The sequence below is a fragment of the Pseudozobellia thermophila genome (assembly GCF_900141855.1).
GTDB classification, from domain to species: Bacteria; Bacteroidota; Bacteroidia; order Flavobacteriales; family Flavobacteriaceae; genus Pseudozobellia; species Pseudozobellia thermophila.
In genome coordinates, this window is sequence record NZ_FQYU01000004.1 from 48,037 (window position 1) to 72,672 (window position 24,636).

Here is a 24,636-nt window from a genome sequence, read left to right on the forward strand (position 1 = left end):
ACAATCATGAAACGTATCGGCATTTGGATGGACAAGGAAAAAGCCCACATTGTAAGCATTGAGGGAGAACAAGAGCGGTTCGAAACCATACCTTCCGAGCTCGATTTTTTCAAACCCTCGGGAGGGTCGGGAACCAAATCGGCCAAATGGGGCCCCCAAGATGTGGTACAGGACAGCAAGTACCTCGAAAAGGAAAAACACCAATTGAAGCGGTACTTCAACAAACTGGCCGAGGCGCTTGGCGACGCAGAGGCGATCGCCCTTTTCGGGCCTGCTGACACCAGCGAAAAATTCAGCAAGGAATTAAAAACCAACCACAAAAACCTGGCGGCCAAACTAAAAACGGTGGCCAAGGCCGACAGTATGACCGATAACCAGATCAGGGCCTTGGTCAGGGAATATTTCGAAGACAAGCGTTAATCGCCCCGACGACGGTAAAAACCGCCTTGTACCCTTGCCCCCTTAAACATACATCTATGGACGAGCTCTTACGTTTTTACAACAATCCCGTCGTTGCAAGGGTCGCCCAGCTCGTAATTTGGGTATTGATCATCGTCTTGGCCATAGGTTTTCTGCGGAAGCTGCTGAAGCGAAGGATAAAGGATGCCACCATACGCTACAAGGCACAAAAAGGGGTCGAAGTCGTAGGCTACATAATGATCGGACTCTTGGTCTTGATTTCCTTTACCGTAAAGAACATCGAAGACTACACCATCATCATCGGACTTTTTACCGCGGGGATCACCTTTACCCTGCAAGAACTGATCCTAAGTATAGCAGGCTCTTTCTACATATTCATGGTCCGTGTCTACAAACCCGGGGACCGTATTGAAATCAACGGCATCAAGGGAGATGTAATCGATATCGACAGTATCTATACCACCCTCATGGAAGTGGGCGAATGGGTGGGCAGCGACAATTATTCGGGCCGGATCGTAAAGATCAGCAACGCCTTTGTCTTCAAAGGCCCCATAAAGAACTATTCCATGGATTTTCCCTTTGTTTGGGACGAACTGAATATTTTGGTCACCTACACTTCCGATATCCGGCTGGCGCAGCAGGTCGTTTTGGATACCGCTTCGCAACTCCTCTCGGAATACACCGAAAACTCCATGGCCAAATGGAAGGAAATGGTAGACCGCTATTATATCGAAAATGCAACCTTGGAACCCACCTTGGCCCTAGACCTGACCGACAATTGGGTAAGCTTGAACCTTAGGTACATTACCGATTACAAGTCCAGAAGAAATACAAAACATCGCTTGTTTAGCCAAATCGAACAGGCCATCTCGGCAACAAAGGGCAAGGTGGCCTTCGCATCGGCTACCGTCCAATTGCTCAAAATTCCAGAAGTGGATATTAACCTGAAAAACCAAAAAGCCTAGAAGAAATGGAAATAATAAAATCTTCCGGGGAAAAGGCCGAGTTTTCACTGCAAAAACTACGCAACTCCCTAAAGCACAGCGGGGCCGACCACGATTCGGTCGAAGAAATCGTAAAGAAGGTAGGCGATGAACTTTACGAAGGGATCTCTACCAAGGAAATTTACAACAGGGCCTATGCCCTATTGAAAAGGAAGAAATCGGTCTTTGCCTCGAAGTACAAATTAAAGAGGGCCATCTATGAGCTAGGGCCAACGGGCTTTCCCTTTGAGCGCTTTATAGGGGCCCTTTTGGAATACTCCGGCTTTTCTACCCGGGTCGACGTTGTCTTGAACGGTCGCTGCGTAACCCATGAAATTGATGTGGTCGCCGAAAAAAATGGAAAGACCACCATTATCGAATGTAAGTTTCACGGTGAGGAAGGCCGCAACTGCAATGTAAAGGTGCCCCTGTATATCCACTCCCGCTATAACGATGTCAAGGCCCACTGGGTCACCAGAAAGGGGGAAGGCAACACCTTGGACCAAGGCTGGGTGGTAACCAACACCCGTTTTACCGAACACGCCATCAAATATGGCAAATGTGCCGAACTCTACCTGTTAAGTTGGGACCATCCCAAAAACGACGGCCTTAAAGACCGTATAGATCGGCTGGGCCTCTATCCGATTACCGTGTCACCCCTTTTGACCCATCGTGAAAAGCAATTTTTGTTGAGTCGGGAGGTGGTGCTTTGCCGCCAGCTCTTAAAGGACAAGTTTTTCTTGGACCATCTGGGGGTTTCCAAATCGCGAAAGGAGAGGATCCTAAATGAAATCGAACAGCTTTGTGGGCAGTGAACAATGTGCAATGGACAATTATCAATTATCAATTAACAATTATCAATTAACAGTAGGCAGTTCGCAGTGGACAGTGGGCAGTGGGCAGTTGGCAGTTAGCAGTTAGCAGTTAGCAGTTAGCAATGGACAATTATCAATTAACAGTAGGCAGTTGGCAGTGAACAATTATCAATTAACAATTAACAATTAACAGTGGGCAGTTGGCAGTTCGCAGTGGACAGTGGGCAGCAGTGGGCAGTGGGCAGTTGGCAGTGAACAATTATCAATTAACAATTAACAGTGGGCAGTTGGCAGTGAACAATTATCAATTATCAGTAGGCAGTGGGCAGTGGGCAGTGGGCAGTGAACAATTATCAATTAACAGTTGACAGTAGGCAGTGGGCAATGAACAATTATCAATTAACAGTTGGCAGTAGGCAGTAGGCAGTGAATAATTTAAAGTGATTAATTAGCAATGAACAAAATAAAAATTCATTTTTTGGGCGCATCGGGCACGGTAACGGGTTCCAAATTCTATTTGGAAACCCCCGAATTGAACCTTATGGTAGATTGCGGTATGTTTCAGGGCCTTAAGGAACTCCGGCAATTGAACTGGAAACCATTGCCCATCGACGTCTCTAAGGTCGACCTGGTCGTACTCACCCATGGACATTTAGACCACACGGGCTACCTCCCCCGTTTGGTAAAGGAAGGTTTTAAGGGAACGATCGTCGGTACGGCGCCCACTTTGGCCATCACGCGGATCATTCTTTTGGATAGTGCCAAAATTCATGAGGAGGAGGCCGAACGGGCCAATAAGGAAGGGTATAGCAAACACCGGCCCGCCCTGCCCTTCTATACCGTAAAAGAAGCCGAACAGGCCATCGCCCTGTTCAAATACGAAGAAAGGGACCAGTGGATCCCGCTTACCGAACACATACGCCTTAAATTCAGGTACAACGGGCATATTATCGGCGCCACCTTTATCGAACTTGAGATTTATGGCAAAACATTTGTTTTCTCGGGGGATGTGGGAAGACAGGACGACCCCCTGTTGGAAGCACCCGAACGCCCCAAGTGGGCCGATTACCTTTTTGTGGAAAGCACCTACGGCAACAAACGACATCCCCAAGAGGATGTCGGGAAAATTCTTGTCGAGCTGATCAACGAAACCCTTGACCAAAGGGGAAACCTCATCATCCCCTCCTTTGCCGTAGAGCGCCTGCAGTCGTTGATGTACACCCTATGGCAACTCTACAAAAAAAACCGAATCCCCAACATTCCCATCTTCGTCGACAGTCCCATGGGAAGCAACGTACTCTCGGTATTTGAACGCTTTCCCGATTGGCACAAGCTTTCCCCTAAGGAATACCGCGCCATGTTCGACCGTTTCAACATCATTAGCTCCTATGCCGACACCTGGAAGACCATAGACGACCCCAGGCCCAAGATCGTTATAGCCGGTAGCGGTATGGTTACCGGAGGCCGGGTCTTGACCTATTTAAAGCAACTGATCGACAGGGACTCGACCACCGTGCTCCTGGTAGGCTATCAGGCGGAGGGCACACGCGGAAGACAACTTTTGGAAGGTGCCAGCGAGCTTAAACTGTTCGGAAAGTACTACCCGGTAAACGCCAAGATCAAGCACCTGGAAAGTTTATCGGCCCACGCCGACCAACACGAACTATTGCAATGGATGCAGGATATCAGGAATATCCCCGAAACGGTTTTCCTTGTACACGGCGAACCCACCGCCCTTGACGCCTTTCGTGTAAAGATCACCGATGTACACGGTTGGCACGTCCAGGTTCCCAAATACAACGAAGTGCGCGAATTGATCCTGTAAAGGGCCACCTGACCAAAGTCATAGTTGCATTTGAACAGGTCATTTACTTTTAACGAATACACCCAAGACCATGAACAAAGAACCGATAAGTACCGACACTAAAAGAAAAGCAGCCGAACTGCACTGGCAGGTACAGCAATGGAAATCGCAATTCCAGAACTTGGACGACCAACTCGAATTTATGTCACAGCTCTTGGACAGCTATATCTTTCAAACCGATCTCACCGACCTCTCGGAAAGGGTAGATGACCTGAAGGTCCGTACCGAAAAGACCAAGGCGATCAAAAAGGAGGTACGCGACCGTATTTCGAGGCACGAAAGTAAACTGGGCAACCTGTTGAACGGTTCCGATAGGGAATCGGAGCCAAGGTTTTATAACGACCACGATAAACTAGCGACCATGGTAGATACGTGCACCAAGGCCTTTCAAGACCTGAAATCGGAAGTCTTCAGCTGCGGCAATGATATTCTGAAAAAACGCAGATCCTAACATATGGGGCTCCAACCTCCACACTTCGGCAAAACTGACTTCCGTCATTTTAATTTTGCCATCCTTCCCCTACCTTGAGACCTATATACTTCTTTCTAACCCTAAAAACGATCCAAATGGGCGCAAACAAGACCAAGTACAGCTATAGGGAGTGGTTCAGTGCCGAAGAAATGCACGAACATTCAAAGAAATGGTTCTCCGAACTGGCCTTTGTAAAGGACGAACAGCACTTTTTGGACCAATTGATCCAATCGTTCGCGGTAAAACCCATAACCAAGGAAGAGTTCGGTCACCTCAGCGATTTCAAAAAGGCCTTGGCCGAAAACCAACGTACCCTGACCCCGCTTTTCAGGCAAGTCGAAAAACACATGAACCAATTGGAGATCATGGTAGACGGCGTCAACCAGCTCGAAATGGAGCAAGCCTACCAGAAAACACACCAAAAGCTCTCCGCAAAGACCAATGAATATCTTTTGAACTACAGAAAAATAAAGGAAAAGGGTTTTGGACAACTGTCCTCCATCCTCAAGGCGACCAAGCAAAAAATACCCTTGGGCAACCCCGAATACCAACTCAAAACCACAGGGGATGATCATTAACCGCACCAAAATGCTTTGCGTCCTGCCTGTACTTGCCCTGATGGGATGTACGTCGGCGGAGCTTGTTGAAAACTGGAAGAACCCCGACATCGTTCTTTTCGACGCCAACAAGGTACTTATCGTCGGCATGACCAACAACGACGGGGCCCGGACCGATTTTGAGAACAAACTGAAAAAAGAATTCGACGACCGCGGGGTGGAAGCCATGCGCAGCCTCGATGTGTTCGACGTGCATTTTACCGATGCCAAAAGAACCGACAAAGAACTCGATGCCTTTGAGGAAAGCCTCTTGGAAAAAGACTTTGATGCCATTCTGTTGACCAAGATAGTGGGTTCGGAAAGCCGGCAATCCTTTAAAAAAACCATAAACCAGCTCTATAAGGGCGGCGGGGGCTTCAAAGACGACTACCAAAGGAACCAAGATATCTATTACAACGACGACTACTACGAGAACTATCCGATATACCATGCGGAGACCTCCCTCTACTGCATTTGTGCCGGCAAGGAGCGTTCGTTGATCTGGCGGGGCAGTATCGATATCGTCGACCCCCGTAATATTGAAAAGACCATTGACGACTATGTAAAACTGGTCGTACTGGCCATGGAGGAACAAGATTTGATTTTTCGAAAAGACCGCGACGATGAAGGTACTGATCTATAGCGCAAAGGATTTTGAGATCCCTTTTTTAAGGAAGGCCAACAAAGGCAACCACAAGATCACGTATCTAAGGGAGGCCTTGGACAGTGAAACCGCCTTAAAGGCCATGGGTTTTGAGGCCGTCAGTATCTTTTCAGGCGACGATGCCTCGTCGTTGGTCCTTGAGAAATTGTGGCATTTGGGCGTGCGCTACATTAGCCTTCGCTCCGCGGGATACAACAATATCAATCTGAACGTGGCAAAAAAACTGGGTTTTAGGGTGGCCAATGCCCCCGATTATTCGCCCCATGCCATTGCCGAACATGCCGTGGCCCTGCTATTGGCCCTCAACCGAAAATTGATCCTGGCCAATGAACGGGTACACCGCTATAATTTCGTGCAAAACGGCCTTATGGGATTCAACCTACACGGCAAGACCCTGGGTATTATCGGTACGGGAAGAATTGGCAGTACCATGGCCGGGATCACACATGGCTTCGGATGCCCCATTTTGGCCCACGACCCCAAACCCGATTACGGTTTGACGGAACGGTTCAACCTGACCTACACCTCGCTGGACGAGGTCTGTATGAATTCGGATATCATTAGCCTGCACCTTCCCTTGTCACAAGAAAACCACCATTTGATCGATGCCGAAAAACTGGCCCTTATGAAACCGGGGGCCTTGCTCATAAATACCTCCAGAGGGGCCCTGGTCGACACCAAGGCCTTGATCGAAGCCTTGAACAAAAACCAGCTTAAGGGCTACGGTGCAGATGTTTATGAAAATGAAAGAGGTGTTTTCTTCAGGGACCATTCAAAAAACGGCATCAGGGACGAACAGCTGAAAAAACTACTGTCCCTGCCCAATGTCCTACTAACGCCCCACCAAGCCTTTATGACTAAGGAAGCCTTGGCCCGTATAGCGGAAATTACCTTTGTGAACATCGATGCCTGGGCCGACGGCCTAAGCACCAAAAACGAACTGGACGTGGAGGAAATCAGTTTATAGCAAAGGACTGAACACCTTTCCGAACCCCTCTTTCAGCTTTTCCATAAAGGGCCTGTCAACATATTCTTGGTAAGACAGCATCCTGCTGATATTGGCATCCCTTAAAAAATCTTCCTTCAACAACCGGGCGAAGTCCCTATCATAAATAACGGCATTTACCTCATAGTTCTGTTCAAAGCTCCGATCGTCAAGGTTGGCCGTTCCAATGGTCGATACGGCATCGTCGCTGACGATAATCTTGCTGTGGAGAAAACCATCGGGGAACAGGTAGATCTTGATTCCCGCCTTTAGCATGGTCTCAAAATAGGACCGCACGCTCCAATTCACAATTTTGTTGTCGGCATTCTCCGATACCAGCAAACGGACGTCGATACCACTCCGTGCACAGGTCTGCAGGGCCTGCATTATAGCCTGTCCGGGGATGACGTAGGGGTTGGTTACATAGAGATAGTCTTTCGCCCCGTTGATAATGGTAAAGTAGGTCTGTTCCAGCGAAGGGAAATCGTCGTCGGGTCCCCCGGCAACAATCTGGACCAATTTGCCCGAAGAATGGTTATCCATAGCGATGACAGGTTGTGTAAGGGGAGGAATCGACTTTTGGCAGACCAGGTGCCAATCCATTGCAAAAACATGGTCGAGATGGGCCGCGGCAGGACCTTCGATCCTGAGGTGCATATCGTGCCACTTGCCCAAAACGGGATCGCCCTTCAAGTATTTATCGGAAATATTGATACCGCCGGTAAAGGCAATTTTTCCGTCTACGACAATAATCTTCCTGTGGTTTCTATAATTCAACGACGACAAAAACCTTCCGAACCGAAAAGGCAAAAAGGGATAGACCTCCACCCCTACCTCCAATAACTTTTTCAGATACGATTTGCTCAACGAAAAACTGCCTATTCCGTCATAGATCATCTTGACCTTGACCCCTTCCGCAATCTTTCTTTCGAATAAGTGCAAAAGCCGGTTGGCCAATTCGCCATCCTCGAAAATATAATACTGCAGATGAATTTGGATTTTCGCACTTTCCAGGGCCCCAAAAATGGATTCAAAGGTAGATTTGCCATTTTTTAAAAGCGTCAGCCTGTTTTTGTCCGTAGGTGGAAATTGGGAGTTTTTGTATACCAAACGCATCAATTTTCGATACCTTTCCTCGGCTTGCGCCATCAAAATCCCCGACGATTCGGGTATCTTTGGCAGGGCCTCGTCCCTTATCCTTATCAATTTGTTCTTTCGCCGATTGCGCCCCAATAGCAGGTATAACAATATGCCACCGACGGGTATGGTAAAAATGGCCAAGAGCCAAGAAAGTGTTTTGGAAGGTTTTGCCCCGTGCAGCAACAGACTGACGACTATTGCAAGTGCAATGACAACGTATATTACAATAAAGATCGTGGTCCACACAGGATAAGTTGTTCAATTATCGGTTAAGCTATACAATTGGGGCCGAAGATACGACAGTTTGACGCCAAGTTCAATGATAAGGGTCAGTTCCACGTTCCCTTCCCCATCTCCAACAAACCATATAAGGCGGTACGATTCGACATGGGGCAGGCCTATCCATTGGCCGAAAAAGGGGTGGGAAGGGCCAAGCCATTGAAGGCGGACGGGTTTTGACCCTATTTTCTTTTACATAAGCCGTTCAACCGCTAACTTTGATGGTAAATGTCAGGTATGAAGAATACAATAGCGCACAGGGTCGCCGATTTTCTAAAAAACTACCCTCCCTTTAACGAAATCGGGATTAAGGACCTCGAAGCTCTTTCGCAGGAAATCAAAATCGTGTACAAGGTAAAGGACGCCGTTATCTTCGACGAAGACGAGAAGGCCCATGCCTATTTTTATGTAGTGCACAAAGGAGCCGTTGCCCTGACCAAGAAAAACGACACCGATCTAGTCGACCTCTGCGATGAGGGCGATATTTTTGGCCTGCGCCCCCTTATGGCCAACGAAGACTACAAGATCGGGGCCAAGGCCTATGAAGAAAGTATCCTTTACGCCATTCCCATAGTCGAGTTCAGGCCCTTCACCAACAACCACGAGGGGGTGGCCAATTTTCTGATGGAGAGTTTTGCCTCGAACACCCGCAACCCGTATTCGATCGTGCGCAAGGGCAAACTATTTCAAGAGGGACCGGAAGTCACCGCGGCCAAGCCAACGAGCGACCTCCTAGACCTGCAAACGGTCAATTATTCAAAGAAATTGGTGTCGTGTTCCCCCAACACCACGGTCAAAACCATTGCCTCTCGGATGACGAAAAAAAGGGTCGGCGCCATGTTGGTCTTGGAAAACAAGCTTCCCATAGGCATCATAACCGATAAGGACCTGCGCAACAAAATCGCTACCGGCGCGTTCCCCATATCGGCCAGGGCCAAGGATATCATGAGTGCACCCGTCATCACCTATCCCACCAAAATGACCATGGCACAGGCCCAAATGGCCATGATGAAAAGCGGCATAAGCCACCTGTGCCTGACGGTGGACGGAACCCCGAATACGGAGGCCGTCGGTATTGTCTCGAAACACGATATCATGCTGGAGTTGGGCAACAACCCGGCCGTACTTATGAAGGCCATCAAAAGGGCCGAAAAGTTCAAGAAGATCAAAAAGATCAGGCACAACATTATGAACCTGCTCAAAGGGTATTTGGAGCAAAACATACCCTTGACCCTTATCTCAAAGATAATTACCGAGCTGAACGACGCCTGTATCAAACAGGTGATAAAGATCTCGTTGGAAAAACTCGATGGCCCTCCCCCGGTAAAATTCGCCTGGCTGGCCATGGGAAGCCAAGGCCGCAGTGAGCAGTTGTTGCATACCGACCAAGACAATGCCTTGATTTTCGAGAATGTGGATGAGGGCCAATTACAGGCCACCAAAGCCTATTTTTTAGACCTGGCGAAAAAGGTGACCAAAGGGTTGAACGAAATCGGCTATGAATATTGCCCTGCGGAAATGATGGCGTCGAACCCCGAATGGTGCCTCAGCCTATCGGAATGGAAGGAGCGTACCACACATTGGATCACCAACCCGGGGAAGGACCAAGTGCTTTTATCCTCCATTTTTTTCGACTACAACCGTTCGTACGGTGATGCCGAACTTGTAGGGGAACTTACGGCACATATACTGTCGACCACCCAAAAATATCCGATATTCTTTGTGCATTTGGCCAGCGGGGCCTTACAAAACCCTTCCCCGAGCGGATTTTTCAGGTCGTTCCTGGTGGAGGAAAACGGTGCCCATAAAGATTTTTTCGACCTTAAGCGAAGGGCCCTGATGCCCTTGGTCGAGGGGGCTCGGGTATTGGTACTTTCAAGCCAGGTAAAATCGATCAACAATACGGCCGAACGCTTTGAAAAGCTGGCCGAACTGGAGCCCAACAACCGCGAACTCTTTTTGGCCTGTTCCTATGCCACCAAGGCCCTGCTCAAGTTCAGGACGAAGCAAGGCCTGTTGCACAACGACTCAGGCCGTTTTATTGCCTTGGATACCTTGACCAAGGAGGAAAAAATAAAGTTAAAACGCACCTTCAAGACCATAAAGGAACTACAGGAGTTGATAAAAATAAGGTTTAAGGTCGCAAATTTGGTCGGATGATAGGCTTCTTCAAAAAACGGAAAAAAAACTTCCCCGATTTTTGGAATCGGTACGAGGCCCAGTTCGAAGAAAAGCTGCCCTCCGATATTTCAAAGGTGAGGTTTGTCGTCTTGGATACGGAAACTACGGGCTTCGATTATGAAACGGACCGCATCCTTTCCATCGGGGCCCTGAGCCTATGCGATAACAGTATTGCGGTCAACCAAAGTTTCGAGGTCTTTCTCGACCAGTACTTCTACCACCCCAAGAACATCGAAATACACGGTATCATGCAAGAAGAACCCAAAGAGCGGATTACCGAGATCGAGGCCTTGATGCGCTTTCTTAAATATATCGGCAATTCGGTTTTGGTGGCCCACCATGCGGGTTTCGATATCAAAATGATCAACCAGGCCCTAAGGCGACACGGTATGCCCCGGTTGAGGAACAAGGTACTCGACACCTCCATTCTCTATAAGCGAAGCCTTATCAAATCGCCCTTGCTCGTACCACAAGAGCAATACACCTTGGACCAACTCGCGGAAAAATTCGACATATCGACCAAGGACAGGCACACGGCTTTGGGCGATGCCTATATTACCGCCATCGCCTTTATGAAAATCGTGGAAAGGCTTAGGCAGTCCAAAAACCTGACCTTGAAAAAGTTATGGCGATAGGCCTTACTTGTTGAGATAGGCCAAGACGTTGTCGGAAATACGTTGGTGGATGTTGGAAATATCGGCCTTTTCAAAGGTAGTCCCGGTTATGTTCTCGTAGAGCTCGATATACCTTTCCGATACCGAATCGATATACTCATCCGTCATTTCCGGCACGGTTTGGCCCTCTAGGCCCTGAAATCCGTTTTGGATCAGCCATTGGCGAACGAACTCCTTTGAAAGCTGCTTCTGCGGCTCCCCCCTATCCTGACGGTCTTGATAACCTTCGGCATAAAAATAGCGGGACGAATCAGGGGTATGGATTTCATCGATCAGAACGATTTTTCCATCGCGGGTCTTGCCGAATTCGTACTTGGTATCGACCAAGATCAGGCCGCGTTCGGCGGCAATTTCCGTTCCCCTCTGAAAAAGGGCACGGGTATAGTTCTCCAGCACCGTATAATCCGCTTCCGATACGATTCCCCTTTTTAAGATATCCTCCCTGGAGATATCCTCGTCATGATCTCCTTTTTCGGCCTTGGTGGCAGGTGTGATGATAGGTTCGGGAAATTTGTCGTTTTCCCGCATTCCCTCGGGCATCGCTACCCCGCAGAGGCTTCGCTTGCCGGCCTTGTACTCCCTGGCCGCATGGCCCGATAGGTAGCCCCGTATGACCATCTCCACCTTAAACGGCTCGCAGGCATGTCCGATGGCTACATTGGGATCCGGGGTGGCCATCAGCCAATTCGGAACGATATCCTCCGTATCGGCCATCATTTTTGTGGCGATCTGGTTCAGGATCTGGCCTTTATAGGGAATTCCCTTGGGCATCACCACATCAAAGGCCGAAAGGCGGTCGGTGGCGATCATTACGAGCACGTCGTTCTCCAAGGTATACACTTCGCGAACCTTGCCCTTGTATACGTTCAGCTGACCGGGAAAATTAAAGTTGGTGTCGATTATGGTTCTGCTCATTACCTGATCTTTGTCGTTATGGTTGTTTATAAATGTAGGTTTACGAAATCAATTTTGGTGCTCTATGGTCTTATAGGCATCAATAACCTTCTTGACCAACTTGTGCCTAATAACATCCTTATCGTCCAAATAAACGATCGAAATACCTTCGGTGTTCTTTAGAATCAACAAGGCCTCCTTTAGTCCCGAGATTACCCTTCGGGGCAGGTCGATCTGCCCGGGGTCGCCGGTAACCAAAAATTTGGCATTCTTGCCCATACGGGTAAGGAACATCTTCATTTGGGCGTGCGTGGTATTCTGGGCCTCGTCCAAGATGACAAAGGCGTTATCGAGGGTTCGCCCCCGCATAAAGGCCAAGGGGGCAATTTGAATGGTTCCGTTCTCGATCAAATGGGCCAGCTTCTCGGCGGGGATCATATCGCGCAATCCGTCGTACAGGGGTTGCATATAGGGATCGAGCTTTTCCTTTAGGTCACCGGGCAGGAACCCCAGGTTTTCCCCTGCCTCCACGGCCGGTCTCGTAAGTATTATTCGCTTGACCTGTTTTTCCTTTAGGGCCTTGACCGCCAATGCCACGCCCGTATAGGTCTTGCCCGTACCTGCGGGACCAATGGCGAATACCATATCGTTCTTCTTAGCGGCATCGACCAATTTGCGCTGGTTGACGGTCTGGGCCTTGATGAGCCGCCCGTTGACACCATGTACCAAAACCTCACCACTGTTTGCGGGAGACTCATAGTCGGACGAGGTCTCACTGGTAAGTATGCGTTCGATTATATTTTCGTCCAGCTTGTTGTACTTGGCAAAATGCGCAGTCAGTATATCAAAACGTCGATCGAACTCTTCTAAAAGCTCCTCATCTCCATATACCTTTATCTTGTTGCCGCGCGCTACTATCTTCAGCTTTGGGAAATATTTTTTTAAGAGGTCTATATTTTGGTTCTGTTGACCAAAAAACTCCCTTGGGCTTATCTCGGTGAGTTCTATTACAAGTTCGTTCAAAAAAAAGTGGTGTTAAAATTAAAGCTTGGCCATATTATTTCGCTTGGCTATTTTTTTGTCATAATTTTGTTTAACAAACTTAGCGAAAAATTCAGTTTGACTAACCAAAAACATATCAACATTGCTGTATGGCAATAATAACACTAACCACCGATTTTGGGCTAAAAGACCATTTTGTAGGTATCCTGAAGGGAACTATCTACAAGGAACTTCCCGATGTCAAAATTGTTGATATTTCACATAATGTCGGCCCGTTCAACATTCAGGAGTGCGCCTATATCTTGGAAAATGCCTACAAAAGCTTTCCTGAGGGGACGGTCCATATAGTGGGTGTCGACGCCGAGCCCACTCCCGAAAACCAACACATAATCGTGTATGTGGACGGCCATTATTTTATTACCGCCAACAATGGGGTCATCGGCCTGATCATTTCGGAAAAAAAGCCCGAAAAAGTAGTTCAGATAAATATTCCCAACCCCTTGCACGGTTCATTTCCCGTGATGGACGTTTTTGTCCAAGTGGCCTGCCATATTGCGCGTGGCGGTACCTTAGAGGTGGTCGGCCGGCCCTTCGACCAGCTAAAGGACCTGCGTGAATCGGCCCCGACCGTTACCGACAACGGAAACAAAATTATCGGTAGCGTGATCTACATCGATAATTACGGCAACGTGGTGACCAACATCCAGAGAAATTTCTTTGAGGCCTACCGAAAAGGCCGCGATTTCGAACTGACCGCCAGAAATACCAAACTGCACCGCATTCACAACAAGTACAGCGACATCATCAATTTCGACCTTGAAAAAAATAAGCGCAAGGGGGCCGGCGACCTATTGGCCCTATTCAATTCGGCCAATTATATAGAACTGGCCATTTACAAGAGCGACCTGAATACCGTTGGTGGCGCATCGACCCTTTTGGGCCTCGATTATAGGGATACGGTAACGGTCAATTTTATCTAAGTTGCCCGATGCTGGACGCGGATTACAAAATGTTATTAAATTTGGGCACCAATGCCGATATGGTTTTAGGCCCTTTACGGCCTCATTGCGCGAGAATACAGAAAATGAACCCTCAAAAACGAATTAATGGAACCACCTGCCATGCTCGCCATATTTAAACGCGAAATACAATCTTTCTTTACCTCGCCCATTGCCTATTTGGTAATCGGACTGTTCTTGGTCTTGAACGGACTCTTTCTATGGGTGTTCAAGGGAGAGTTCAACATATTTGAATACGGCATCGCCGATTTGAGCAACTTCTTTTTGTTGACCCCTTGGGTATTTCTTTTCCTGATTCCCGCCATTACCATGAAAAGTTTTTCGGAAGAAAGAAAACTGGGCACCCTCGAGTTGCTGTTCATCAAGCCCGTATCGATCGCCCAAACCGTTTTGGGAAAGTTTTTGGGCACCTTGGCCCTGGGGTCGATTGCCCTAATACCTACCCTGGTCTATGTTTACACCGTATCGCAACTCGGGACCACCATTGGCAACCTCGATATGGGGCCCGTTATGGGATCCTATTTCGGCACCGTTTTGTTGATGGCCTGCTATACGGCCATCGGTGTTTTCGCTTCCACGCTTTCCGATAACCAGATCGTTGCCTTTATTGTCGGGGTGGTACTGTGCTTTATTGGCTATTATGGCTTTGAAGGCCTTTCGTCGATCGTAGACGACGGCCAAACCTCGCTCGGTATCAAGGCCCTGGGAATGAAACAACATTTCGACAGCATTTCCCTGGGTGTTTTGGACACCAGGGATCTGGTCTATTTTGTTTCCGTAACGGGATTTTTTCTTTTTCTCACCTTCCTGCAACTTAAAAACATGAACCGCTAATGAGGAAGTTCTTGGTTACCCTAGGCCTGGCCATCGCCGCATTGATCGGTATCAACCTTTTGGCCAGTTTGGCCTATACCCGATTCGACCTTACCGAAGACCATAGGTTCACCCTTTCGGACCAGGCCATCCATATAGCCTCCAAATTTGAAAAGCCCGTCATCGTCGATGTACTGCTCGATGGCAAGCTGCCCCCGGAGTTTGCCAAACTCCGAACGGAAACCGATCAGATACTGGAAGAATTCGCCGCTGAAAACAACAATATAAAATTCAGTTTTGTCGATCCCCTTGAGGATGCGGGGCAGACAGAAAATGTAATGGCCGAACTTCAGGCCCTAGGGCTCCGCCCGGCACAGGTGACCGTAGAGGAAAACGGAAAGGTATCGCAGGAAATCGTTTTCCCTTGGGCCTTGGTCAACTACGACAACAAGACCGTGAAGGTTCCCCTGTTAAAGAACAAGCTGGGCTCGACCACCGAAGAACGGGTGAACAATTCGGTCCAACAATTGGAATATGCCTTTGCGGATGCCTTCGCCAAGATCACGGTCAAGGAGAAAAAGCAGGTCGCCGTTATAAAGGGGAACGGCGAACTGGAAGATATCTATCTGGCCGATTTCCTGACGGCCCTTAGGGAGTACTACAATATCGGCGCCATTACCTTGGACTCGGTGGCGACCAATCCGCAGAAGACCTTGGACCAATTAAAGGGATACGACCTTGCCCTGATCGCCAAACCTACCGAGGCCTTTACCGATGGTGAAAAGTACGTAATGGACCAGTTTATCGTAAACGGGGGCAAATCGATATGGCTCATCGACCAGGTGAACATGGAGCTCGACAGCCTATTAAACGAGCAGGGCAAGGCCATAGCCTTGCCCATCGACCTTAACCTGACCGATTTCTTCTTCCGCTATGGGGTACGTTTCAATCCTGATTTGGTCAACGACATGTATTTTACCCAAATCGTCCTGGCCACGGGAGAAGGCAGTGCTTCGCAGTACAACCCGGTACCTTGGTTCTACCATCCTATGGTATTTCCGAAGACCGACCACCCGATCGTGGACAACCTCGAGGCCCTGAGATTTCAATTTACCGGTTCGATAGACATCCTTGCCAACGAATACAAAAAGGAGATCTTACTGACCAGCTCTCCCCTTTCGCGGCTCGAGGGCGTACCCAAGCAAATAAGCCTCGACATAATCAACAACCCGCCGCCCAAGGAACATTACAATAACGGCAACAAACCCCTGGCCGTACTCGTTTCGGGAAAATTCGGCTCGGCCTTCAAAAACCGCGTCAAGCCCCTAAAGCTTACCGGGGTCTCCGACCAAGGCACAAGGGAAAATCAGATGCTCGTCATTTCGGACGGCGACCTCATCAAAAACCAGATCAGAAACGGGCGCCCATTGGAGCTCGGTTATGATAAGTGGACGAACAACTACTACGGAAACAAGGAATTTTTATTGAATAGCGTCAATTACCTACTCGACGACAACGGACTTATAAACATTCGAAACAAAAAAGTGGCCATTCCTTTCTTGGATTCCAAAAAGGTCGTCGAGCAGAAAAGTATGTGGCAAGTACTGAATATTGGGGTTCCCGTGGCATTGACCCTTGTTTTCGGACTCTTGTTCAACTTCTATAGAAGACGGAAATACGGTCGATAGATGTTAATAAGTTTGTTTCGGTAAAAAGTACAATTCAAATATCTTTGTTTGTCTTGTATTTTGAGGCATTTCAAATACTTTTTAAGACAATAGAGAACATATATCCCACAAAATTGAAATAACAGTCTACCTATGAAATTCATAGTATCGAGCACTTATCTCTTAAAACAGCTGCAGGTCTTGGGCGGTGTAATCAACAACAGCAATACCTTGCCTATTTTAGATAACTTCTTGTTCGACCTTAAGCAAGATAAACTTACGGTTTCCGCTTCCGATCTTGAAACCACCATGAGCTCTGTGCTCAATGTAGATTCAGATAACGAGGGGACCATTGCGGTTCCGGCCAAGTTGCTATTGGAAACCTTAAAGACCTTTCCCGAGCAGCCCTTGACCTTTGTAGTGGAAGACAACAATACGGTAGAGATCAGTTCGAACCATGGTAAATATGCCCTGGCCTACGCCGATGGGGCCGAATTTCCCAAGGCGGTCGAATTGGCCAACCCAAGTTCCACCAGTATTATGGGCGACATCCTGGCCACGGCCATCGACAAAACCATTTTTGCCGCGGGTAACGACGACCTTCGGCCGGTAATGAGCGGTGTGTTTTTTCAGTTCTCTCCCGAGAGCCTGACCTTTGTGGCCACCGATGCCCATAAATTGGTCAAATACCAGCGTACCGATGTGACCGCCTCGCAGGTGGCCGAATTTATAATGCCCAAAAAACCATTGACCTTGTTGAAGGGGATCTTGGCAGGCAGCGAATCCGACGTGCTTATCGAATACAACGACAGCAATGCTAAGTTCAGTTTCGAGAACACGGAGCTGATCTGTAGGCTGATCGACGGAAAATACCCGAACTACGAGGCCGTTATCCCCAAGGAAAACCCCAATCAACTATCCATTTCAAGAACGCAGTTCTTGAGCTCCGTAAAACGTGTGGCCATATTCTCCAATAAGACCACCCACCAGATCCGATTGAAAATCGCCGGGGCCGAACTGAACATCTCCGCGGAGGATATCGACTACAGCAACAAGGCCGAAGAGCGCCTGACCTGCTCCTACCAGGGCGACGATATGCAAATAGGCTTTAACAGCCGTTTCTTGACCGAGATGTTGAACAACCTCAACTCCGACGATGTGTCACTTGAAATGAGCTTGCCCAACAGGGCGGGAATCTTGACCCCCATCGACGGATTGGACGAAGGCGAAAACGTGACCATGCTGGTCATGCCCGTTATGCTCAACAGCTAGGCCAATGCGGCCAACGATAATAAAAAAAAGCCTTGATCTTTCAAGGCTTTTTGTTTGGGATGTGTTTTCTATAAAAATCGAATGGTCATAAAATAGCTGGGCGCTTCCCCGTTGCTCGCCCTTACGGCGTTTACGATCGGTAGTACAAAGGCTACAATCCCTATAAAAATAAGACTTAGAATGCCCAATCCCAGCAAGAGGATAGCCGGGATGCTCAATAGCGTAAAGAGCAACACGCTCAATTGAAAATTGACGATCGCCTTTCCGTGCTCGTCCATGCCGGTTACCGAGTCTTTTGAGGCCAACCAAATGACCAAGGGCACCAACAGTCCCCCAAAGCCCGTTACATAGGTCAAAAGTTGCGATAGGTGTGCTATGACCAAAAGCTGATTATTTGTTTCCAATGTTTTGTTTTGATTGATGACTTCCATTTTTTGATTGTTTAAGGGTTTCTAACTATAAGACGTACATAAACCAAAAATGTTACAAGGGGCCCTACCCTACCCCTAAAACAAAAAAATCCCGCTGCGTGAACACAGCGGGATCTTTCAACTTTTCCAAAAGTCAACTCTTTTTGAGCTTAAGCTCCAACTTGTGAAGTTTTTCCTTGTCCTTTAGCACCTTCAACTTCTCCTTGTCAATTTTGCCGTTGATCTTGTCGATATCGTTGGGAGAAAGCTTCCCTTTGATCCTATCGAGTTCCATATCCTCGTTAAGGCTATTGATCTTGCGCTCGCGTTTTGCAATGTCCTTTTTCTTATCGATGATATCTTCCTTCAAAGCCTCCCTTTTTTGGGCCGCTTTTTCCAGCTTTTTTTGCGCCTTTTCCGCTTTTTTGGCCTCTTTCTCCGCCCTTTTGGCCTCCTTCTCGGCTTTTTTGGCTTCTTCTTCGGCCTTTTTTATCCGATCTTGCATGGCCTCGGCTTCTTCCCGGGCCTGCTCGACCTGAACCAAAGAGTCGGTCTTAACGGGTTCGGCCTGGGCCGAAGCGAAACTGACGACTCCTAGTAAAAGGGCCGCTACTGTAAGTGAACGTAAGTTCATATAATTATAATTTAATTGTTAATGGTGGGCCGAAGGTATACAATTTAAAACATTGCCGACATCGTCTTTAACTATATTTTAGCGTAAAGCACCCGACCGCGGGTCTGCCCTATTTTAACTATTTTTGTGCAAAGTTGCAGAATGATCTTAAACGACACCATAATAGCATTGGCAACCCCTTCGGGGGCAGGGGCGATTGCCGTCATACGTATTTCGGGCCCCGACGCCATTGCGGTCGCAGCCCCTTTTTTTAAGTCCGCCTTTGGCAAGGACCTGTTACAAAAAAAGAGCCACACGATCAGTCTGGGCCATATTGTGGAGGATGGAAAGTTGTTGGACGAGGTCTTGGTATCGGTCTTTAAGGCGCCCCATTCGTATACGGGCGAGAACGTTGTGGAGCTATCGTGCCACGGTTCGCCCTTTATACAGCAGCAGATCATTCAACTCTTTCTCCGGAATGGCTGTAGAACCGCCGAGCCGGGCGAATTTACCCTTAGGGCCTTTCTCAACGGAAAGATGGACCTTAGCCAGGCCGAGGCCGTGGCGGACCTTATTGCGAGCGACAATGCGGCCAGTCACCAGATTGCCATACAGCAGATGCGGGGCGGGTTTAGTAATGAAATCAAGGAGTTGAGGGCCGAACTTCTCAATTTTGCCTCCTTGATCGAGCTCGAACTCGATTTTTCGGAAGAGGATGTGGAGTTCGCCGACCGAAGGCAATTTAAGGAGTTGCTCGGGCGTATTCAAAGGGTGTTGAAGGGACTCATCGATTCGTTCGCGGTAGGAAACGTTATTAAAAACGGAATACCCGTGGCCATTGTGGGAGAGCCCAATGTGGGCAAATCTACCTTGCTCAATGCCTTTTTGAACGAAGAGCGTGCCTTGGTGTCGGATATTGAAGGCACCACCCGTGACACCATCGAAGACGAAATCGCCATAGGTGGTATCGGTTTTCGGTTTATCGATACCGCAGGGATTAGGGAAACCGAAGATGTGGTCGAGGGTATGGGCATTAAGCGAACGTTTGAAAAAATCGAACAGGCCCAGGTGGTCCTGCTTTTGGTCGATGGCCCCAAACTTTTGGGCAATGTTGATAAATTAAAGCGTACTACGGACGAGTTCGATAAAATAAAGGCCGAAAACCCCAACAAACCCCTGCTGCTATTGGTGAACAAGTCCGATGCCCTTTCCGATACGGACAAGGTCGCCATTGATCGGCACTTGGGTAAGGTAAGCTATATTTCAGCCAAGACCGGGGAAGGAATCGAAGACCTTAAGCAGCGCCTTTTACAATTTATCAATACCGGAGCCTTGCGCAACAATGAAACCATCGTAACCAATTCGCGCCACTACGATTCGCTGTTAAAGGCCCTGGAAGAAATCGAAAAGGTTCAATTGGGTATGGAAGAAGGCCTTTCGAGCGACCTTATGGCCATCGATGTACGGGAAGCCCTGTACCACCTCGGTGAGATTACCGGGCAAGTGACCAACGACGAGCTGCTGGGGAATATTTTCGCTAATTTCTGTATCGGCAAATAGACCAGGCAATCAAAAGGCTTCAAAAAAAAGCTGAAATACACTAAATCAACTATTTACTTTTTTTTTGTTATTCCATCATTTCAAATATTCTGAAAGAACAATAACCCGGTTACCTCAATGGCGTCAACTTTTTTCCCTTGATACCGATTTGCTACCCCCTACTGCTGCAAAGCCATTGAGATTTTATATTAGGTACGCATGTGCTAAATTTGGCAAATACCGATTGCCCTTGGTGGCAATTGGAAAATTAATAAATGACACCTAATGAAGATATTAATAATTGGAGGAAACGGAACCATTGGAAAAAAGGTCTCGGCCTACTTTAGGGGCAAGTACGAAGTCATCATCGGAGGAAGATCGAATAGCGATGTAAGTATTGACATTTCCAAAAGTGAATCAATAGAGGCCGGTCTTAATAAAATTGGAAAATTAGATGCCATAATCTGTATCGCGGGGGAAGCCAAGTGGGATAAATTCGAAAACCTGACGGAAGAGGACTATTACATTGGCCTAAAAAGCAAATTAATGGGACAAGTCAACTTGGTACGGATAGGCCGAAACTATCTGAACAAAAAAGGTTCCATTACCTTATCCACGGGAATTTTAGCCGATGACCCCGTTGAAAAGACCACCAGTGCGGCTATGGTGAACGGTGCCATCCACAGCTTTGTAAAGGCGGTCGACCTTGAAATGGAAAATGAAATTAGGGTAAACGCAGTATCACTCGGAGTGGTCGAGGATGCCTATGAAAAATATAAGGACTATTTCCCCGGGCACAATCCTGTGAACATGAACAAAGTTGTTAATGCCTACATACGAAGTGTCGAGGGAAAAGGAAGCGGTGAAATAATTAGACAGTACGAATAAAAAAAGCCTACCTCTTATCGATACCTTGTAAAAATTGTTTGCTCGGAAAATACTGTCGATTTTTAGTTTGGTATGCCCGCGCCGATCCATTGGCAAAGGGCGTAATTCCCCATAAAACGGACCTTTTAGGTAAGGAAAGAACCGTCCTGAAATGGATCGGGCATGGCGTTTTTACAATCGGCTTCCAATGGTCGCGAACAGGCAATTGATGATGGTCGATATAAAAAAAACGAAAACCATTCTCTGTTATGGCTATATTTTAACAGGGTTTTGCCGCATAACCTAAAGTTTAATGTATTTTTATAGCCTCTGCCAAATCGGTTCAATTTGGTTTTGTAAAAGGAAGATTTGAACGAAAAGCTTTGACTCGTGCAACCGACGGTAACGATATACCCAAAATGGTATAAGAGCCTACTTGGTTCTTATATGTTTCATTTTTTTCAGTAGATGGCGAACACGCAATCCATTGCTGTTTTGCCCTTTGTCAATATGAGTAATGATATTGACAACGATTATTTCTGCGATGGAATCACTGAAGAAATTATAAATGCGCTTACAAAAATAAATCAGCTAAAAGTAATTGCAAGAACCTCTTCATTCGCCTTTAAGGGAAAGGATATCGACATTAGAAGTATCGGTAAGCAATTGGGCGTAAATACGATTCTTGAAGGGAGCATCAAAAAATCGCAGGAAAGGGTTAGAATAACCGCCCAGTTAATAGACATTGAAGATGGGTCGCACTATTGGTCCAAAAGGTTTGATAGGGAATTGACCGATATTTTTGAATTGGAAGATGAGATCAGTCTTGCCATAGCGGACGAGGTGCGAAACAATTTTGGCCATTTCGAAATTCAAGATCATTTAATAGACCAGCCTACAAACAACGTTGATGCCTATCAATTGTACTTAAAGGGACGGTCATTTCAATTAAAATGGACCCCCGAAAGTCTAGGGCAGGCCATATCCTATTACAATCAGGCCATTGCCCTCGACAAGAATTACGCCAGGGCCTACTATGCCAATTTACAATGTTATGGGTTATCGGCCATGTGGGGGTACATGCCCTATGAAGAGGCTATGGAATCAGCCATAGGCAATTTACTCATGGCCAAGGAATTGGATACCTCGTTGCCCGAATACCCTCTCTCTTATGTAGGTCGATTTTTTTGGCAAGAATGGGACTTTAAAAATGCGTACGTTCATATAAACAAGGTATTGGCCATAAACCCAGACCATATTGACGGTCTGGAAGCTATGGCCGAGTTGTTCATGGCACTCGGTCATTTTGATAAAGCCTTGATATATGCCAACAGGCTTATAGAAGTAGATCCGCTTTCTTCCAATAACCATTATACGTTGGCACATATCTACTACTACCAAGGTCAGTATGACAAAGCCCTTGAAACCGTGGAGTATGCCCTGACCCTTAATCCTGAACTGGAGTTGGCACACCATTTAAAGTGCTTTTGTTTAATATGGTTGAACAAAAGACAGCAGTTTGATGAATTTATACACAACACCCCGCTGATAGCGGAGAAAAACCTATTGTTTGACCTCATCAACGACAAACCTATTGAAGTTCAGGAGCCCATTATAAAAAAATGGTCGGAACAAGGTTACAACGAAACCCTATTGGTGCCTTATGACCTGTTTATCCTAAGCAATTCAGGTCGCATAGAATCGGGATTTTCCCGCCTAAAAGAGATGATCGATCAAAGACGAGGTCAGATCATAAACTACAGGCAAGAACCCTTTTTACAACCTTTGCACAAAGTAAAGGGCTTTACAGACCTGCACGGTTCCAATTTGTCCCTTTCCGATATTACAAGCCCTCGGACGGATGATGGGAAACCGATCGCGAACATCTTGGATGATGGCCAAATTGAAATCTTAAAAAAAGAATTGCTTAGTTATTTCAACGAGGAAGAACCTTTTTTAAATCCGCAATTAAGTTTAAAAATGGTTGCGGACGTTTTAGGGTTAAACACCAATAAAATGTCATTTCTGATCAATCAGGCGTTTAATGCCAATTTTAACGACTTTGTCAATTCATACCGTTTAAAGCATTTTAAAACCATAGCCCTAGATCCCAAAAATTCGCATTTGACCATTCTCGGCTTGGCCTATGACAGTGGTTTTAACTCCAAAAGTGTATTTAATACCTATTTTAAAAAAATAGAAGGTGTAACCCCTAGGGCCTGGATGAAGGCCAACCCTTAGTCGCACTTCGTTAGTTCGTTTCAGATTATAATTTAGAACGATTGCCTGGCATATATGGCAAATCTTTGCGTCAAAATTATTGATCAAAAAACGAACAATCATGAATCTATCAATTCTACCCTTCAACACGTATTCGGTAAACAGATTATCGGCAGCCCTTTTGTTGGCTTTAACCATATGGGCATCGTCGTGCTCAAAGAACGATGATGGCGATCCCCCGATAGGCGACTACACGACCCTTGAAAATTTATTGACCGAAATCGATTTTCAAGGTTACGCCATCGTTACTAAAAACGGGAGCGATGTCATACGCCAAGGTTTTGGATCGGCAAACAAAAACTCCAATTTACCACAGGGCTACCACCTTGCCTATCGCATAGGTTCCGTTACCAAGACTTTAACGGCCGCGGCTATAGTGCAACTAAAACGGGATGGTCTGATCCTCGGTTTCGACCAAACTTTAGATGAATTTGACCCCGAATTTCCAAACGGCGACCAAATTACCATTGCCCAGTTACTATCGCATCAATCCGGTATTCCGGAGTACCAATCGGTGATAGAACAAGCTTACGAAGCGGGATCGGTCTTGGACGAAGTGGATATTTATGAGCTTATTAAAGACCTGGTTTCTGAAAATGGACTCCATTTTACGCCGGGTTCAAACAAGCAATATTGCAACTCAAACTATCTTATTGCGGCCTTATTGGTTCAGCAATTATCGGGTGTGCCCTACCATCAGTACGTTCAACGGAAAATTTTTGGCCCCCTCGGTATGGCAGATTCATTTAAGGGTACCGATGAAATAGATGTTGACACCCACGCCCAAGGCTATTTGAACGGGAATGTCAACAGTATGTACCCCATGGGCATTGCCTTTGGTGCGGGCGACTTTAGCAGCAGCCCAAAGGACATGGAAACATGGACCAAGGCCGTAAAAACCGATTGGTTTACCGAAGCCGAAAAAGTAGAGCTATTTGCCCAAGATGTGCCCAGTGGATTTGTAGACTTTGGATTGGGATGGTTTACCACACAAGAAGGCAATACCACAATGTATTGGCACGGAGGCGATATCAATGGCTATTGGAGCATGATCGGTTTTATACCACAGTACGATGCCACCCTGGTTCTATTGAGCAATCGGCAAGACGATACGGGATCACAACGCAATACCATTATCCAACAATTACTAACGCACGAATTCATTCAATAATAGAAAACGATTATAA

24 protein-coding genes are annotated in these 24,636 nt (G+C 47.1%); 19 read left to right on the forward strand and 5 right to left on the reverse strand.

Features of this window, described 5'->3' with window-relative positions; translation table 11 throughout:
• The first annotated feature begins 6 nt into the window (after positions 1-6).
• The 8 genes from BUB37_RS12140 (at position 7) to BUB37_RS12175 (ending at position 6,781) form a co-directional block, all read left to right on the forward strand.
• On the forward strand, positions 7-420 hold the full coding sequence (locus BUB37_RS12140; RefSeq protein WP_072994089.1) for a hypothetical protein: 414 nt from the start codon (positions 7-9) through the stop codon (positions 418-420).
• Positions 421-476: 56 nt separating this feature from the next.
• Complete coding sequence (locus BUB37_RS12145; protein ID WP_072994090.1) at positions 477-1,385, forward strand: mechanosensitive ion channel family protein; 909 nt, start codon at positions 477-479, stop codon at positions 1,383-1,385.
• A 5-nt stretch (positions 1,386-1,390) separates the two neighbouring features.
• Entirely contained in the window at positions 1,391-2,218 is an 828-nt protein-coding gene (locus BUB37_RS12150) for an ATP cone domain-containing protein (RefSeq protein WP_072994091.1), read from the forward strand.
• A 454-nt stretch (positions 2,219-2,672) separates the two neighbouring features.
• Complete coding sequence (locus BUB37_RS12155) at positions 2,673-4,043, forward strand: MBL fold metallo-hydrolase RNA specificity domain-containing protein (protein ID WP_072994092.1); 1,371 nt, start codon at positions 2,673-2,675, stop codon at positions 4,041-4,043.
• Positions 4,044-4,113: 70 nt separating this feature from the next.
• Positions 4,114-4,533 carry a type IV secretion system protein gene (locus tag BUB37_RS12160; protein WP_072994093.1) on the forward strand — a complete coding sequence of 140 codons (420 nt, stop codon included), beginning with the start codon at positions 4,114-4,116 and terminating at the stop codon, positions 4,531-4,533.
• Positions 4,534-4,649: 116 nt separating this feature from the next.
• Positions 4,650-5,132 (forward strand): hypothetical protein, encoded by a 483-nt coding sequence (locus BUB37_RS12165; RefSeq protein WP_072994094.1) that lies wholly within the window; start codon positions 4,650-4,652, stop codon positions 5,130-5,132.
• Complete coding sequence (locus BUB37_RS12170) at positions 5,122-5,793, forward strand: hypothetical protein (protein WP_244526822.1); 672 nt, start codon at positions 5,122-5,124, stop codon at positions 5,791-5,793. The genes BUB37_RS12165 and BUB37_RS12170 overlap by 11 nt, the downstream gene beginning before the upstream one ends.
• The gene (locus BUB37_RS12175) at positions 5,774-6,781 is read left to right on the forward strand and encodes a 2-hydroxyacid dehydrogenase (protein WP_072994095.1); all 1,008 of its coding nucleotides are present in this window, start codon (positions 5,774-5,776) and stop codon (positions 6,779-6,781) included. The genes BUB37_RS12170 and BUB37_RS12175 overlap by 20 nt, the downstream gene beginning before the upstream one ends.
• Here the strand turns inward: BUB37_RS12175 and cls are convergent.
• Positions 6,776-8,185 (reverse strand): cardiolipin synthase, encoded by a 1,410-nt coding sequence (gene cls, locus BUB37_RS12180; protein WP_072994096.1) that lies wholly within the window; start codon positions 8,183-8,185, stop codon positions 6,776-6,778. The two genes, BUB37_RS12175 and cls, sit on opposite strands and share 6 nt — an antisense overlap.
• 36 nt (positions 8,186-8,221) lie before the next feature.
• Between cls and BUB37_RS21645 the strand changes: the two genes are divergently transcribed.
• Genes BUB37_RS21645 through BUB37_RS12190 form a run of 3 tightly spaced genes read left to right on the forward strand, consistent with a single transcriptional unit; the run spans position 8,222 to position 11,034 of the window.
• Entirely contained in the window at positions 8,222-8,398 is a 177-nt protein-coding gene (locus BUB37_RS21645) for a hypothetical protein (protein ID WP_170863163.1), read from the forward strand.
• 57 nt (positions 8,399-8,455) lie between these two features.
• Complete coding sequence (locus BUB37_RS12185) at positions 8,456-10,378, forward strand: DUF294 nucleotidyltransferase-like domain-containing protein (protein ID WP_072994097.1); 1,923 nt, start codon at positions 8,456-8,458, stop codon at positions 10,376-10,378.
• Positions 10,375-11,034 (forward strand): 3'-5' exonuclease, encoded by a 660-nt coding sequence (locus BUB37_RS12190; protein ID WP_072994098.1) that lies wholly within the window; start codon positions 10,375-10,377, stop codon positions 11,032-11,034. The genes BUB37_RS12185 and BUB37_RS12190 overlap by 4 nt, the downstream gene beginning before the upstream one ends.
• 3 nt (positions 11,035-11,037) lie before the next feature.
• Here the strand turns inward: BUB37_RS12190 and BUB37_RS12195 are convergent, their stop codons facing one another.
• Both BUB37_RS12195 and BUB37_RS12200 read right to left on the reverse strand, forming a co-directional pair.
• Entirely contained in the window at positions 11,038-11,988 is a 951-nt protein-coding gene (locus tag BUB37_RS12195) for a phosphoribosylaminoimidazolesuccinocarboxamide synthase (protein ID WP_072994099.1), read from the reverse strand.
• 48 nt (positions 11,989-12,036) lie between these two features.
• Positions 12,037-12,990: a PhoH family protein gene (locus BUB37_RS12200; RefSeq protein ID WP_072994100.1), complete on the reverse strand. Its 954-nt coding sequence runs from the start codon at positions 12,988-12,990 to the stop codon at positions 12,037-12,039.
• Positions 12,991-13,118: 128 nt separating this feature from the next.
• On the opposite strand from BUB37_RS12200, the gene BUB37_RS12205 reads away from it, so the two are divergent.
• The 4 genes from BUB37_RS12205 (at position 13,119) to dnaN (ending at position 17,740) form a co-directional block, all read left to right on the forward strand.
• Positions 13,119-13,949 (forward strand): SAM hydrolase/SAM-dependent halogenase family protein, encoded by an 831-nt coding sequence (locus BUB37_RS12205; RefSeq protein WP_072994101.1) that lies wholly within the window; start codon positions 13,119-13,121, stop codon positions 13,947-13,949.
• Between the two features lie 141 nt (positions 13,950-14,090).
• On the forward strand, positions 14,091-14,822 hold the full coding sequence (gldF, locus tag BUB37_RS12210) for a gliding motility-associated ABC transporter permease subunit GldF (RefSeq protein ID WP_072994102.1): 732 nt from the start codon (positions 14,091-14,093) through the stop codon (positions 14,820-14,822).
• Positions 14,822-16,489 (forward strand): gliding motility-associated ABC transporter substrate-binding protein GldG, encoded by a 1,668-nt coding sequence (gene gldG, locus BUB37_RS12215; protein WP_072994103.1) that lies wholly within the window; start codon positions 14,822-14,824, stop codon positions 16,487-16,489. The genes gldF and gldG overlap by 1 nt, the downstream gene beginning before the upstream one ends.
• Before the next feature lie 132 nt (positions 16,490-16,621).
• Entirely contained in the window at positions 16,622-17,740 is a 1,119-nt protein-coding gene (gene dnaN / locus BUB37_RS12220; protein ID WP_072994104.1) for a DNA polymerase III subunit beta, read from the forward strand.
• 68 nt (positions 17,741-17,808) lie between these two features.
• Here the strand turns inward: dnaN and BUB37_RS12225 are convergent, their stop codons facing one another.
• Together BUB37_RS12225 and BUB37_RS12230 are read right to left on the reverse strand one after the other, a co-directional pair.
• On the reverse strand, positions 17,809-18,171 hold the full coding sequence (locus tag BUB37_RS12225; protein WP_072994105.1) for a DUF4870 domain-containing protein: 363 nt from the start codon (positions 18,169-18,171) through the stop codon (positions 17,809-17,811).
• A 133-nt stretch (positions 18,172-18,304) separates the two neighbouring features.
• Positions 18,305-18,784: a hypothetical protein gene (locus BUB37_RS12230; RefSeq protein ID WP_072994106.1), complete on the reverse strand. Its 480-nt coding sequence runs from the start codon at positions 18,782-18,784 to the stop codon at positions 18,305-18,307.
• Positions 18,785-18,925: 141 nt separating this feature from the next.
• On the opposite strand from BUB37_RS12230, the gene mnmE reads away from it, so the two are divergent.
• The 4 genes from mnmE (at position 18,926) to BUB37_RS12250 (ending at position 24,620) form a co-directional block, all read left to right on the forward strand.
• The gene (gene mnmE / locus BUB37_RS12235; protein ID WP_072994107.1) at positions 18,926-20,323 is read left to right on the forward strand and encodes a tRNA uridine-5-carboxymethylaminomethyl(34) synthesis GTPase MnmE; all 1,398 of its coding nucleotides are present in this window, start codon (positions 18,926-18,928) and stop codon (positions 20,321-20,323) included.
• Between the two features lie 264 nt (positions 20,324-20,587).
• A complete protein-coding gene (locus tag BUB37_RS12240; protein ID WP_072994108.1) occupies positions 20,588-21,190 on the forward strand; it encodes a short chain dehydrogenase in 603 nt (200 codons plus the stop codon).
• A gap of 489 nt (positions 21,191-21,679) precedes the next feature.
• Positions 21,680-23,410, forward strand: coding sequence for a tetratricopeptide repeat protein (locus BUB37_RS12245; protein WP_244526824.1), 1,731 nt, complete (start codon positions 21,680-21,682; stop codon positions 23,408-23,410).
• A 100-nt stretch (positions 23,411-23,510) separates the two neighbouring features.
• Entirely contained in the window at positions 23,511-24,620 is a 1,110-nt protein-coding gene (locus BUB37_RS12250; protein WP_072994110.1) for a serine hydrolase domain-containing protein, read from the forward strand.
• Positions 24,621-24,636: the final 16 nt, after the last annotated feature.

Bases quoted from the DNA above. Each gene is read 5' to 3' on its own strand.
- BUB37_RS12140 (WP_072994089.1), top strand. From the start codon at position 7: ATGAAACGTATCGGCATTTGGATGGACAAGGAAAAAGCCCACATTGTA.
- BUB37_RS12145 (WP_072994090.1), top strand. From the start codon at position 477: ATGGACGAGCTCTTACGTTTTTACAACAATCCCGTCGTTGCAAGGGTC.
- BUB37_RS12150 (WP_072994091.1), top strand. From the start codon at position 1,391: ATGGAAATAATAAAATCTTCCGGGGAAAAGGCCGAGTTTTCACTGCAA.
- BUB37_RS12155 (WP_072994092.1), top strand. From the start codon at position 2,673: ATGAACAAAATAAAAATTCATTTTTTGGGCGCATCGGGCACGGTAACG.
- BUB37_RS12160 (WP_072994093.1), top strand. From the start codon at position 4,114: ATGAACAAAGAACCGATAAGTACCGACACTAAAAGAAAAGCAGCCGAA.
- BUB37_RS12165 (WP_072994094.1), top strand. From the start codon at position 4,650: ATGGGCGCAAACAAGACCAAGTACAGCTATAGGGAGTGGTTCAGTGCC.
- BUB37_RS12170 (WP_244526822.1), top strand. From the start codon at position 5,122: ATGATCATTAACCGCACCAAAATGCTTTGCGTCCTGCCTGTACTTGCC.
- BUB37_RS12175 (WP_072994095.1), top strand. From the start codon at position 5,774: ATGAAGGTACTGATCTATAGCGCAAAGGATTTTGAGATCCCTTTTTTA.
- BUB37_RS12185 (WP_072994097.1), top strand. From the start codon at position 8,456: ATGAAGAATACAATAGCGCACAGGGTCGCCGATTTTCTAAAAAACTAC.
- BUB37_RS12190 (WP_072994098.1), top strand. From the start codon at position 10,375: ATGATAGGCTTCTTCAAAAAACGGAAAAAAAACTTCCCCGATTTTTGG.
- BUB37_RS12195 (WP_072994099.1), bottom strand. From the start codon at position 11,988: ATGAGCAGAACCATAATCGACACCAACTTTAATTTTCCCGGTCAGCTG.
- BUB37_RS12205 (WP_072994101.1), top strand. From the start codon at position 13,119: ATGGCAATAATAACACTAACCACCGATTTTGGGCTAAAAGACCATTTT.
- gldF (WP_072994102.1), top strand. From the start codon at position 14,091: ATGCTCGCCATATTTAAACGCGAAATACAATCTTTCTTTACCTCGCCC.
- gldG (WP_072994103.1), top strand. From the start codon at position 14,822: ATGAGGAAGTTCTTGGTTACCCTAGGCCTGGCCATCGCCGCATTGATC.
- dnaN (WP_072994104.1), top strand. From the start codon at position 16,622: ATGAAATTCATAGTATCGAGCACTTATCTCTTAAAACAGCTGCAGGTC.
- BUB37_RS12225 (WP_072994105.1), bottom strand. From the start codon at position 18,171: ATGGAAGTCATCAATCAAAACAAAACATTGGAAACAAATAATCAGCTT.
- BUB37_RS12230 (WP_072994106.1), bottom strand. From the start codon at position 18,784: ATGAACTTACGTTCACTTACAGTAGCGGCCCTTTTACTAGGAGTCGTC.
- mnmE (WP_072994107.1), top strand. From the start codon at position 18,926: ATGATCTTAAACGACACCATAATAGCATTGGCAACCCCTTCGGGGGCA.
- BUB37_RS12240 (WP_072994108.1), top strand. From the start codon at position 20,588: ATGAAGATATTAATAATTGGAGGAAACGGAACCATTGGAAAAAAGGTC.
- BUB37_RS12245 (WP_244526824.1), top strand. From the start codon at position 21,680: ATGAGTAATGATATTGACAACGATTATTTCTGCGATGGAATCACTGAA.
- BUB37_RS12250 (WP_072994110.1), top strand. From the start codon at position 23,511: ATGAATCTATCAATTCTACCCTTCAACACGTATTCGGTAAACAGATTA.